The sequence below is a fragment of the Megasphaera cerevisiae DSM 20462 genome (genome assembly GCF_001045675.1).
Classification (GTDB): Bacteria; Bacillota; Negativicutes; order Veillonellales; family Megasphaeraceae; genus Megasphaera; species Megasphaera cerevisiae.
The window spans coordinates 1-13,421 of sequence record NZ_LEKT01000069.1 but is presented as its reverse complement, the minus strand read 5'-3'; the positions used below and the strand labels follow the sequence as shown (position 1 = coordinate 13,421).

At 45.9% G+C, this 13,421-nt stretch carries 9 protein-coding genes; 3 read left to right on the top strand and 6 right to left on the bottom strand.

Annotated elements, in window-relative coordinates; translation table 11 throughout:
• The first annotated feature begins 333 nt into the window (after positions 1 to 333).
• Entirely contained in the window at positions 334 to 1,320 is a 987-nt protein-coding gene (locus AB840_RS13980) for a site-specific integrase (RefSeq protein ID WP_048515460.1), read from the top strand.
• A gap of 59 nt (positions 1,321 to 1,379) precedes the next feature.
• Here the strand turns inward: AB840_RS13980 and AB840_RS13975 are convergent, their stop codons facing one another.
• Positions 1,380 to 1,709: a LysM peptidoglycan-binding domain-containing protein gene (locus AB840_RS13975; protein WP_048515459.1), complete on the bottom strand. Its 330-nt coding sequence runs from the start codon at positions 1,707 to 1,709 to the stop codon at positions 1,380 to 1,382.
• Between the two features lie 222 nt (positions 1,710 to 1,931).
• Here AB840_RS13975 and lexA point away from each other — a divergent pair, with 222 nt between their 5' ends.
• Entirely contained in the window at positions 1,932 to 2,549 is a 618-nt protein-coding gene (gene lexA / locus AB840_RS13970) for a transcriptional repressor LexA (protein WP_048515458.1), read from the top strand.
• Between the two features lie 141 nt (positions 2,550 to 2,690).
• Here lexA and AB840_RS13965 read toward each other — a convergent pair whose 3' ends face one another.
• Entirely contained in the window at positions 2,691 to 3,644 is a 954-nt protein-coding gene (locus AB840_RS13965; RefSeq protein ID WP_053078204.1) for a TDT family transporter, read from the bottom strand.
• 257 nt (positions 3,645 to 3,901) lie between these two features.
• On the opposite strand from AB840_RS13965, the gene AB840_RS13960 reads away from it, so the two are divergent.
• Positions 3,902 to 4,789, top strand: a complete 888-nt coding sequence (locus tag AB840_RS13960; protein WP_048515456.1) for a LysR family transcriptional regulator — start codon at positions 3,902 to 3,904, stop codon at positions 4,787 to 4,789.
• 16 nt (positions 4,790 to 4,805) lie between these two features.
• Here the strand turns inward: AB840_RS13960 and AB840_RS13955 are convergent, their stop codons facing one another.
• The 4 genes from AB840_RS13955 to AB840_RS13940 all read right to left on the bottom strand — a co-directional run bounded on the left by AB840_RS13955 (position 4,806) and on the right by AB840_RS13940 (position 13,393).
• Positions 4,806 to 6,170, bottom strand: a complete 1,365-nt coding sequence (locus AB840_RS13955; RefSeq protein WP_143742707.1) for an MFS transporter — start codon at positions 6,168 to 6,170, stop codon at positions 4,806 to 4,808.
• Between the two features lie 189 nt (positions 6,171 to 6,359).
• The gene (locus AB840_RS13950; RefSeq protein WP_053078203.1) at positions 6,360 to 6,827 is read right to left on the bottom strand and encodes a hypothetical protein; all 468 of its coding nucleotides are present in this window, start codon (positions 6,825 to 6,827) and stop codon (positions 6,360 to 6,362) included.
• 105 nt (positions 6,828 to 6,932) lie between these two features.
• Positions 6,933 to 8,357 carry an MATE family efflux transporter gene (locus AB840_RS13945; protein ID WP_072061865.1) on the bottom strand — a complete coding sequence of 475 codons (1,425 nt, stop codon included), beginning with the start codon at positions 8,355 to 8,357 and terminating at the stop codon, positions 6,933 to 6,935.
• A gap of 269 nt (positions 8,358 to 8,626) precedes the next feature.
• Complete coding sequence (locus AB840_RS13940) at positions 8,627 to 13,393, bottom strand: TonB-dependent receptor plug domain-containing protein (protein WP_082146011.1); 4,767 nt, start codon at positions 13,391 to 13,393, stop codon at positions 8,627 to 8,629.
• Positions 13,394 to 13,421: the final 28 nt, after the last annotated feature.

The window sequence follows — 13,421 nt, the reverse complement described above, 5'->3', positions numbered from 1 at the left end:
CCAAGGGGTTTACCGCTCCAGTCAGCCGCACTTTCCGTGGGACGATGAGACGAGTCATGCGGAAGATTCCCTTTCAAACGCATGTAGGGATTCATCACGGACGCATTTGCAATAATGGCCCGTCCAGCAGTGCCATAGGGAAGTTAGCTAACAGTTTCTCAACGCCTGCATTTTTATAAAAAAACGATGTCGATGAGGCTAGCTATTATCTAGGTCAATACATTCACCGAGAACTTCTTGACACATACGCCGGTCAAGCCGCATTTGACTATACGACTATTCCATGATAAGGTACGTATACAGGTATATTCCAGTCAAAGGAGCTGACAGGTAATGAAAACGCCACCTAAAAATTTTTATATCGGTCGGGCAGAAATTATAGCCAACAATGATAAGCTAACAGATAAGGCACGGCAAAGCATTTATATTGCCAGAGCAGATAATACAATCAATGCCTATCAATCAGACTGGAATGATTTCTGTGATTGGTGTGAGTATCATGAAGTAGATTCATTTCCAGCACTTCCTGAAACGATCATCAACTATATCAATGATTTGGCCGATAACGCTAAGGCAAATACGGTTGCGCGCCGTATCAGTGCCCTGACGGAGAACTTCGATGCGGCCGGACTTAAGGATAACCCGTGCCGGTTTCCTATTGTCAAAAATGCCTTACGGGGCATCAAACGGATGAAGGGAACGATCCAACACGGTAAAATGCCCATCCTCTTCGATGATATTAAAGAAATGCTTACCTATCTGGAAGGAAATGATTTGCAGCAGACACGGGATAAGGCTATTCTTCTCATTGGTTTTTACGGTGCGATGCGCCGTTCTGAATTAGCGGGTCTGGACATAGAGGATCTGCAGTTTACCCGCCTCGGGCTGCTGATCACACTGCGCAAGTCTAAAACAGATCAGTACGATCAAGGCCAACTGATTGCGATTCCCTATGTGCAGAATAAAGAGGTTTGCGCCGTCACGGCGTTAAAAAATTGGCTCACCTTGAGTGATATTTCTTCCGGACCGGTATTTCGCGGCTTTACGCGCGGACACACCATCCGTAAAACGAGAATATCAGATAAAACGATTGCCCTTATTGTGAAGCATTATGCCGGGCTTATGGGAATGGACCCAAAAGATTATGGAGCTCACAGCCTGCGTCATGGCTTTGCCACATCAGCAGCACAGCATCATGTCGAAGAACGGCAGATCATGCGTCAAACCCGTCATAAATCGCAGACTATTGTCCGCAGATACATAGACGAGGCAGACCGCCTCATCGACAATCCCATCTTTAAAATAACGGAAAATAAATAAATGCCATATGCCGGGATAAAAATGCTTCTTTATCCCGGCATATGGCATTTACGAAACCTTTAGTGTGATGAAAACTCCCGTTTGACTATATCGACACGGTCAGCGTTAACCGGTACCTGCAATACTTGTCCAGGATAAATATCCTGATTATTTTCGAGATGATTTGCTTCAACAATGGAACTGACAACATACCGCACATCAGTATTGGAATCTGCAGCTTTAGAAGCAATATCCCATATAGTTTGTCCTTTTTCTATATGTACAGATACATACTCCTGGTCGGTATGATACATCCATCCCAATTGCGTTCCGGCAATAGCTACAGCACCTACAAGTAACATATATTTCAAAAATGTCAGAGATACGAAGCGTTTTTTTTGTCTTTTCATATAGAATTCCTCCTGATTCAAGAACAGATGTTTTGCGAACATCTGTTTGTTTGATAATTACAGTATATATCCGAACGTATGTTCTGTCAATATATTATCGAACATATTTTCCGTTCTCATCAACATATTCATGTAGAGATATTATAATTATAAATGAACAAATGTTTGAAATTTAGTTGTATTTCCATTATAATATAATCATAACTATATGGAGTGATGATTATGATGAATAATGAAAAGATGTTGACTACGAGACAAAAGCAAATTTTAGAATATATACGTGATTGTGTACATACAGTTGGATATCCCCCATCTGTTCGTGAAATATGTAAGGAAGTAGGTCTCAGTTCCACCTCTACCGTACATGGCTATCTGCATCGATTAGAAGACTTGGGATTTATCCGCCGTGATCCATCAAAAAATCGTACCATAGAACTTCTTGATGAAGGCTCCTGGCGTTCAAAAAAAATTGTCCCGCTACCTCTTGTCGGTCAAGTACGTGCTGGCGCGCCTATTTTAGCGGAAGAATGTGTCGAAGATGTCTATCCCTTCTCTGCCGAATTTGTCGGTGATGATGACTGCTTTATGCTTACCGTAAAAGGAGACAGCATGAAGGATGCCGGAATTTTGGAAGGCGACATTATTATTGTACGGCAGCAGGATACGGCAGAAAATGGTGAAATTGTCGTCGCCTTATTAGATGATGAAGCTACAATAAAACGGTATTACCGTGAAAAGGATTGTATCCGCCTGCAGCCGGAAAATGGGGATTATGATCCTATTTATACGCGATCCTGCCATATTCTTGGCAAGGTAACCGGTTTGTTTCGCAAATATTAGAACGCGGCGGCTATCCCTTTTCATGTACGTGTTTTTTTATTTCCTATTCATCATAAAAAAGCCCTCTCCCATCTGCAGAATATCTGCTGTTGGAAGAGAGCTTTTCTATTTACAGTATCGTTTTATCTTTAACAATATACGTTATCCTTTGAATACGGATTTCACTATAGCTCGTTCAGCCGCTGCCTGCTTGGCAAAAAAGATCATATACCGTGTAAATACATACAAGACAATCGCTGTAGCGATCAAGCTTTCTGCAATGACGATATATTCCAGCACTTCGGGAACTACACCGTTGATTTCCTGTAAATAACGCAACGTCTGCCGGAAAGCAATTGCCGTAATAACAAAAGGAAAGGTAAAAGCTGCATAGCTGGGATAAAAGGGCAGCGACAATAATTTTGGCATTTTAGCCAGCACGATAAGAAATAGTCCCTGTGCGCAAATTTCCATGATAAGAATCATAAGCAAGGATTTCTCTTCTACACAAGCAAGATACCCGGCTAAACTCAAACTCATGGGGGCTGTATAGATGCAGAACAGCGGTTTTGACGATTCACTAATGGCATGACTGCTGACATATCGTACTGTAACAAGGGCAAAAATAGCAGCATATGCGACAAAGCCAAACCAGAAAATATATTCCCCCACTGCCTGCTGCTGAAATGCCGGTGAAGTGACAGACGCAACGACAATGCCTACATAAGCAATAAAATAAGTCGGATATACATCTCTGAGTTCAAAATGGATCATATATCGATACGTAAACCAAATCATTAACAGTACATGTCCTGCGATTGCCGCAAACCATACCACTTCACTGAGGATAGGAAAAAAAGATACCGTATAGGTGCACAGCTGCATAATAGACATAAAAAAGGTAGCTGATACACTGGCAAAAACAGAATTGCCATTCATATCATTTTTAATCAAGCTGGGATGAAAAATAATTTTAAATAAAAGCAGGATACCTAAAAAAGCAGAACTAACGCCGCATGCATATTGCAGCGCCAGGGAATACGGAGCCAGCAGATTACCGAGCGCTACTAAGCCGAGCATAACACCTGCAGTGGGAATGGGAACTTGTTTTATCATGGGAAACATCCTTCTTTCTTTTATCTGTATGGATTAACCGGTTGATTACAAGTTCATTGTACTTCTTTACTTTTGATAAGTAAAATATATTATTTTTATATATTAGATAGGTATTTACCTATTTTAAAAGCATTAGCTTCCCTTTACAATATATCTTCTCAAAATATTAAAAACATTCTTGCCAGATCATCTCAACAGCGATACAATAATTGCAATCAGATAGGTAATTACTGATAGAAATATAGAAGGAGTTTCCCATGACCATACGCCATTTCCGCATTTTTATAGCTGTATGCGATACGTTATCCATGACGCATGCGGCAAAAACTCTGTATATGACCCAGCCCAGTATCAGTCAGGCCATTAGCGAACTGGAAACACATTATGGCCTGCGGCTGTTTGAACGTCTGGGACGTCGGCTCAGACTGACCGCAGGAGGAGAAAAGCTACTTGCCTATGCCAGGCAAATGACAGCACTTGACAGCCGTATCGAATCGGCCATGCGCTCCTTCAGCGCAATATATCCCCTGCGTATCGGTGCCAGTGTGACTATCGGAGAAACTCTCCTCATTCCCATACTCAAAAAACTGCAAAATAAAAATACATCCCAGCAAATCATATCGGAAATCCATAATACTACTGAGCTGGAGGATATGATAGAAGCAGACAAACTGGACATTGCTCTCGTAGAAGGTGCCCTTCACACGGCAACACTGACAGCTATTTCTTTTGCTGAAGACGAACTCGTTCTAGTCGTCTCCCCCCAATACAATTTAATAAAAAGTGCCGCCCCCCTTGCCTTGGAGCACTGCACCGATTTCCGTTTTTTTATGCGCGAAGAAGGGAGCGGCACTCGCAATCTGTTCGAACAAACCCTGCTGGCGCATCATATTCCTATTCATATTGCCGGTGTCTATAATAATACGGCCTCTATTAAGCAGGCCGTATTATCCGGTCTGGGAGCTGCGGTCTTATCCAGACGCCTTGTTGGTAAGGAACTGCAGGAGCATAGCCTTATGGAGATTCCGCTTCGCGGCATATCCCTGCATCGTGTTTTCCACATTATTTACCATAAAGATAAATATCTTTCGCCGGCACTGCAGGAATTTATCGACATATGTCACGCCGTAGCCTCTGGTCTATAGATATTTCTCCTCTCTTCTATTTTCGGATTCGAACCATAGAGGGAAATATTCCGATCAGGCAAAGTACCGTAAAAACAATAAATGCAAACTGAATATTATTCATGAGCACCTCAGCTGGATCAGCTGCCGCACTCCCGGTTCGCGACAAAATCAATGTAACAATTGCAACACTCAATACCTGTCCGATAAGTCGAACCGTGCCGACCACAGACGATGCCATTCCGTAATACTCCTGCGGAACCGAACTCATAATAGCGTTATTATTGGGTGCTGTAAATAGAGCAAATCCAATACCGATAATGAACAAACATCCAATAATAACTAAAATAGACTCTGCCGGTACATCGTATGCCAGTACAGCCAGACCGACCGCAATCAATCCCATGCCGGAGGATGCCAGAACAGACGCCTGAATACGATCCGACAAAGAACCCGTCACAGGAGACAGCAAAGCCATCAACACCGGCTGAACCAGCATGATCAGACCTGCGTCACGGGATGTAAGGCCTAAAATACGCTGTAAATAAAACGATAATAAAAAACCAATTGCAAATGTAGCACTATAATTCAACATAGCTGCAAAATTGGAACATGAAAATATACGGTTCTGTGTAAAAATACGTACTGGCAGCAACGGATCCGACTGATGCCATTCCCGATATAGAAACAAGCAAAAAAGAACCGCTCCGAATGCTAAAACATAGGGGGCATAAAATAAATTTAAAATTTCAGAAAGGCCAAACATCATCAATACCAGCGCTGCTGCATATAAGACAGCCCCCCAATAATCCATATGTCCTTCCGGATTGGAAATCCATTCCTCCTTCATAATCAGGAGTGTCAGCAACACGGCAACCGCACCAAAGAAAGCGATAAAATAAAAAATACTTTGCCATTGGTAATAATAATTTAAAAGGCCGCCAATAACCGGACCCAAAGACAATCCACTATATACGGCAGCAATAGTGAGACCCATTGCTTTGCCACGTTTCTCTGCCGGATACACCAAGGCAATGATAGCCAGACTCGTCGCAAAAATACTGGCACTGCCGATTCCTTGGAAAAAACGCAGTAAAAATAATCCCTGCATAGAAGAAACAGCAAATACGGCCAGCGACGAAAACATAAAAATAATAGATCCCAGTAAAAATACTTTCTTTTTCCCCCATGTATCTGCCAGTTTTCCTAATGGCATAATAAAAATAGTCGACGAAATGAGATATATCTCTAATACCCAGCTCAGCTGCGATTCCATTGCGCCATATGCCGTACCAATATCCGGCAGGGCCAAGGTCAGGGCACTGCCGGTAAATGGATTGACAAAAGAAACGATCATCACGATCGTTAAAATACGATTTTCATATGAAATGTGATTCAGCACAATGACACTCTCCTCTGACAGCATAAAACACGCCCTTATCCTGCACCGTGTTATAGATTAATTATAATACAATTCGTATGCCCATACGAGACAGACTCCCATCAAGCAACTCATTTAGTGTTTGCCTTCACAACCATTGCGTACCAATACCGGCAGCGACGGATTTATCATAAATACGCATTGCCGTCACTAAATCCTGTGCAGCATTCGTACCGTAAGCATGGCCTCTACCTGGGCAGCTGCCTGACTGCCGGTACCGATAACAGTCCCCTTTCTGCACTCCTTGCGTGCCAGCAAATCAAAAGCTGCCCCTGACGCCGCACCGGTACGCAGCTGCGTCAAATACATTCCATCCAATATTGCTGCAATCATACCGTTTGTACCATCTATAAGAAGGACCTGAGCAGGCGCCGTCGGTATATTTTTCCCACTATTACGCGGGAAAATATTGACAATCTTTTCAACACTGTAATCTAATGCCGGTATATAAGCCGGCATAAATAAAAAAGTGCCGTCATATTTAGGCGCTTTGATTTGCGTACGCAGCGGCACTTCACATTGCCCCGCAGAAAACAGGCGAAAAGCCTCCTTATCAGCCCTGATAGCATCCGTCATAGAAAAAACACGTCGAATGTCATCCTTTGATAACAACAGCATTTCTCCACCCCCTTTTCGATACCTGCCTCCTGTAAATAGAATAGACTATACACAGTATAGCATGGAACACAAAAAATGAGCAGAAATATGCATATTATTTTTGCTTTAGGCGGCGGCTGCATTTCCTAATACCGCCACCTGGACACCATTTTCCGGACCGATATGCCATGGAAAATCAGGATAATCAGCTACTGTATGCCTATCCTTTTTTTCTGCAGTGCGACGATAAATAAAAAATGCCAGGACAGCCGTAACAGCTTCAGACAGCCAGAACGCATGCCAAATACCGGTCGGTCCCATGACCCGAACCAGCAGATAGGCTGTTGGTATACTAATGACGGTATAGCGGAGCAGGGAAATAACAAAAGACGGTGCGCCCTTGCCTAATCCCTCCAGCGCACCGGATGATGTGACCGAAACGGCAGACATAATAAATCCGGCACTAATAATGCGCAGCGCTGCTTGTCCATCCATAATGGTTTCTCCATTATCGGTAAATAATCCCATCAATTCCGCCGGGAAAAACTGACACAAAATAGTCCCTGCCAGCATAATAAGTCCGGTCATTCCCAAGGTGGTCAGATAAATCAGTCTCACCCGTTCCTGTTCACCGGCACCAAAATTATATCCAATAAGAGGACGCATGCCCTGTATAAACTCGTTGGCAGGCAGATATAAAAATGTTTGCAGCTTATAATAAATACCCAAAATAACGACATAGGACTGAGAAGCTGCCAATAACCCGTTAAGAGCAGCTATCAGCAGAGATGGCAAAGCCATATTCAACGTTGCCGGAATGCCGATGCCGTACAGTTTTCCATCCAGCGTACGATCCGGCAAGAGGTAGCGGCGGTGAATCTGCACGCTGATTGGTCGTTTGACGTACACCACACTATAAATAAACAAAGACGACACCTGCCCGATCACAGTCGCCCACGCTGCCCCGTCGATTCCCAGGCGCGGAAACGGTCCGATCCCAAAAATCAGCAGCGGATCCAAAATGATATTGACAATGCAGCCGCAGGATAAACTAATCATGGGCACCTTCATATTGCCGACAGATTGAAAAATCTTTTCAAAAGAAATCCCCAAAACAGTAATCAAGGCAAAAGAAAAAACGATCACGGAATACTGCAGTCCCATTTGCACCACCTCGTCTGATGCCGTAAACATACGCAAAAACGGAGGCATCACCAGCAGCGCCGCCACAGTCAGGATGATACCATGGACCCCTGATAATACCATGCCATGCGTTGCTGCCATATGTGCCAGCCGAGGCTGTCCGGCTCCCAGGCAAAACGCGATAACCGCATTGATCCCTACACCAAAACCAATACTGACGGCATTGATAAAATTTTGTACCGGAAATACCAGGGATAGTGCCGTCATCGCATCCTCGCTGATTTGCGCCACAAAAAAACTGTCTACAATATTATACAATGAATTGATCAGCATAGAGATTACCATGGGTAATGCCAGTGAAATCAGTAAAGGCAATACGTTTTTTTCTTTCATACATGTTTCGTCCATCGTTCCGACGCTCCTTTAAATAAAGTTTTTGTTCCAAAAGACACGCAAAAAAAGCCACACATTCACCTGTCGAGGTCAATGTGTGGCGAAAATGGCATAAACCAGAAAAATCCACAACTAATTTTATATTTTTATTATAGTATCTCAACGCATAAAATACAAGTGGTTCTTGCACTGATCGATTCATATGGAACTCCCGTTTAGGAAGGCTGCGCAGGGGTTCATGGAATCCGAATATCACACAAGGGCAGCCATACAATTTATGGCACCTAAAAACGATACGGATACGTCATTTGAATTCTTGTATAGTCTCCCAAGCTGAAGTTTTCACTGCCATACAGCGTATCCCGCTTGCCGATGCCCTTGGCGTCGAAGGTGTAGAACGCTTCCAGGAGGATATCCTTGGCCGGGACATAGCCGCCGCCGATGGTGAAGCTCTTGATGCCGTCGAGGTAGCGGTCGGGCACACCTTCGGTCCCTTTGCCGCCGAAGAAGGAGCCGTGCTGGAAGTATTTGTAGTCGGCGAAAGCGTTCCAGCTGCCGGGCACATTTGTATCAGACTTTCCAATGTCGACACGGGCCACCCAGAAGCGAGGCGTGCCGCCGTTGGACCGGCCCAGGATGTCAAAATCCGATGTGCCCGTTTCATGGTTGTATATCGTATTGCCATTCATGAAGCAGCCGAAGTCCGTGCGGTTCTGGCCCCAATCATAGGAGAAATGGATGGTATTGCCGATGCGCCACGTGGCACCAAGACCGATGACGTTGGCCAGCTGGTCAAAGGACGCCACGTCGTTATCATTGGCCAGACGGTCATTGGCAAATTGGACGGAATGGGTATCGTCGCCGACAGAACGGAAATACCAGGCCTGGACGCCGAAATCATCACCAAATTGATGCTTGATCTGGGCAAAAGCTGCCTTGTCAATAGCAGGGATCTGATCCCGCACCAGAACGGTCCCCTTGACGAGGATCATGGGCTGCCCTGCCAGCGTTTCCAGCAAGGGCATCGATTCCCCTTCTTTGGTAACCCAGCCTGTTTTTCCATTCACATATTGTGTCATCCAAGTCAGAATTTGCGCACCTACACTGCCTGGGCCGCGATTCAGATAGTCGCCGTATACAGTCTGCGTCTTGACGATGCCATTTTCTTCTGTGGTCAAATCACTTTGAGCAAGCACTCCTCCTGTTTGAGAGCTCCATATAGACGACAACGCCATCTGTTTTGCATCGTCTTTACTGATGATTTTAAAATCCTTGTCAATATCCACTTGATCTGCCGGAAGCAGCATACGTGTTTGGCCTGAACCGTAATGATACAGAACCTGATCTCCCGTATATTGGTAATACAAATTATTATTGATGCCGCTTCCCGCTTTATCTCCATACGTATTCTGAATATTCTGCCATTGTGCTTCCCCCCGGACGGCAAACTTGTCCAGAATAGTATCGTCATCTAATATATCCTGTATTGTATAACTCGTTGTTTCTAAATTGGAGTCCGTCATTCCCATACCATAGTACGATTTCACCGTTCCATCCGGTCCGGCAACGGTAACCTTTTGCCATACGCCGGAATTGGTAATGAGGGGCCGAAAGGTTTGCTTCATCAGATTGTCATACGTATGCGTACCTTCTTTTTCATCTATTTGTTGAATCACGTCGAGGTATTCCTTGATGATAGCCTTCTGCTCGGCAAAGGTCTGGGCCTTGGCCAGCTTTTGATACATCCCCTCATATTCGCCGCCCGTATTGGCTTCAAAATCGGAGAATTCCGGAAACGGTGGAGCATCTGTCGATATCATATTGTCGCCACGCTCCCCATTATACCCCAACCATTCCCGCTTCGTCGGCGCCCGCCAGAACCATTGCCGTGTCGCATGGGTGTAGGCCGAGTCGGAAATACCCGTACTGCTGCTGAAATCACCATAGCCGATTCGCACCTGATTTCTGCCGCCGGTCCATACAGCCCGGCCGCCGTCATATTCCTTGCCAAACCAATAGCCCGTCACACCCATGGCTTCCGTCAGCCGTCCGATAGAGAAATCCCACTTGCTGGCATGCTGGGTCACGTCCATCGTATCCAGGCGCTGATGATTCAGCCCTTTGGATTCACTGATATCGGTCTTCGTATCGACGCCGGACATGCCGGCCGCACTGCCCAAAATGGTGACGTTTGTGTCGTCCCCAAGGCGGGCATCGATACCGGCACGGATGCGCTGTTCAAACCCATGGGCCGGTTTTCCCAGCATATTCTTTTCCGCATCGCCGATCATACCGTTTTTGGTCACACGGCCTTCGGGCTTTGTTTCCCCAGTGTAGCTGTTCCAGCGGGCCCGGTAATCACCGATGTATTCCACGCCTTCCTCTTTTTTTGTATCAAAAGGCGCTTTGATAAACCAATCATCGTCACGCAGTTTGGCACGGGCGGACTCTTTGGCATGTTCCACGGTTTGGGATGCCGGACCGTCATCGCGGCCATCGGCGCCAAATTTCAGATTGACGCCGAATTTATAGACCCGTTCCTGAAAGGCCCGATCATCGTCATGATGATTAAAGAGATTGTCCACCCCGGCATATATGGTCGAATCCTTGGATAGTTCCTTCTGTACGAGAATATTCCACAGGCCAAAGGTCTTCCGTGCATAAGTCTGGGAACCGCCGACAGCAAAGGAGGGACCGCCGCCGCCATGACCATCTGCCTTCCAATAGTTGCCGTCATTGACCACGGTATTGCTGTCCAGCATGTGAATGTAATAATTGCCCCACAGTGACGCGCGCCAGCCTTTATTTTCGTAGGTCACGCCTATATCGACCTTATGCTGGGGCCGGTCCAGGAGCTGCCGCGGCATATCGGGATCGCTTTTATTGATAGCGTGGAGATACGTATAGCCCAGTTTGCCCGACCAATGATTATCAAAGCGGTAATTGACCTCTGCTTCTGCCCCCGTGATTTCAGCCTTGCCAATATTCTTAAAGCTGTAAATCATATCCGGCGGCGTCAGCCATTTATCCCTGTCCGATACCTTATAGGGATTGAAATCCATCAAATAGCCCGTGAAGTACGTCGTCATATAATCGGTAATACGGTTATGGAAGACGCTAACCCGCGTGGACAAATTACCGTTTTCTCCTTCCATACCGAGATCAAAATTGACGGACTTTTCTGGTTTCAGATCGGGATTGCCGATCCAGTAATACCCCATTTTGCCGATGCCGTCTCCTACAGGCATGCCGGGATACATTTCCCAGTTATAATAGAGCTCACCCATGCCGGGTTCCGTATAACCCGTCCCGATATTGGCCTTCAAACGGTGATTGACCTTACCACCCAGATTGTGAGTCATGCCAAGATTGAAGGTTGCATTAGTGCCGAAGAGATCACTGTGATCGACGCGGAAAATATGAGACAGAACCGTCGTATCATTGAGCTGCCATGTATCCTGTATGAAGACATTCTGCTTTTTAATTTCCGCTTTGCCGAGAGTACGGCGATTATCCCGGTATACCAATTCATCACGATACATCTTCCCATTCCACTTTGCAAACAGTTTAGATGCCTGGTCTGGACTAGCTTCTATCATCATTTTAGTGATATCCGCATCAGCAGCATAGGTGTAATAGCTGAAAACTACCTTATCGAGGTAGGAAGGCGCACCTGCCTGACCGATTTGCACATACATATTATCAGGATTTTGCTTTACCAGTATATCCCGAAAGGCTAAAAAGTCCTGAAGCCTGCCATCCTTGGTAATTTGAGCAATATTTGCCACACTGGCATTAAAATATTTTTCGAAATCTTCTCTCGTAAATGCCGGCGTTATGGTATGACCCTGATCATCCTTCGTGCCATACCGTTCATAGGTTTCATCATATTGAGGCACACCGTTTTTATAGGTAATCGCATAATCGTGAACAGAGGAAGGCCTGCCGCTGTATAAATTTTTATCATAATTCCACGGATCCACAGTCTGGGACCATGTCGTCGGCGCGCTTTTCAGACGGCTTCCTTCGGCAGTTTCTTTCGTATAGCCAAAGCCATAGGTCAATAAGTGGCGGTCATTGACCTGGGTATTGGCCGAGGCCTTGATATCCAGCTGCTTATGTTCCAGATCATCGACGTAATTGAGGGTATTTTTACCTTCGTACTTAGATAAACCATACTGGGAGGTCATGGTCATATCGTCTTCGTTCATTTTGGCGTAATCGACATGGACGTTCCAGTCCGTACTGCCGCCGTTATTGCCCCTATACGACAGGCGGTACGTATTGCGGTCCATCGTCCGCTTAAAGGTCTGCGGTGATTCACCTATATAATCGGTATGTTTGACCACGCGCTGCAGATCTTCATTGGTCCGGTCCATGGTCACATCGATGGTATTGCGGTCATCAATATCATAGCTCCCCATGACGCCGATATTTTTAATATCGCCGTAATACCGCAGGGCATTGCGCATCGTCGTGCCTCCGGTCAGGCCGCCATGAGATTCAGCGCTGTAAATAGGCATGATATCCCGCTTACTGCCGTAGACGCCAAAACAGAACTTCCCCACTTGGCCGGAATCAGCCCGCAGAAAGACATTTTGATAGGGAAACAGATCACCGTCATGCTTGGCCCGCCGTCCCTCGGCGTTGACCTGAAGTCCCGCGGTCTTAGCCGGCCGCTTCGTAATCACATTGATGACGCCGCCAATGGCGTCAGACCCGTATTTTGCGCTGGCCGCGCCGCGGATGATTTCGATATGGTCCACGTTTTCCGCTCCCAGACGCTGCAGATCATCACCGGCGCCGCTGTACTTGGAAACGTCCCCCATGACGGGCTGACCATCTACGAGAATCAACGTATGTCTCGGTTCGGCGCCGCGAATAGACACGCCGACGCGCCCCATGGCATCGACCGTACGAGTCACACCGGTTTCATTGAAGATAATATCTTCAACGGACTTGGCCTGTTTCTGGGCTATATCTTCCTGCGTGATGATCGTCGTGCTCTGGGACTCCTGTTTGGCTTCTTCCTTTGATTTATTGGCCTCCACTACTACATCCCGTGTCGTTACCGAATTA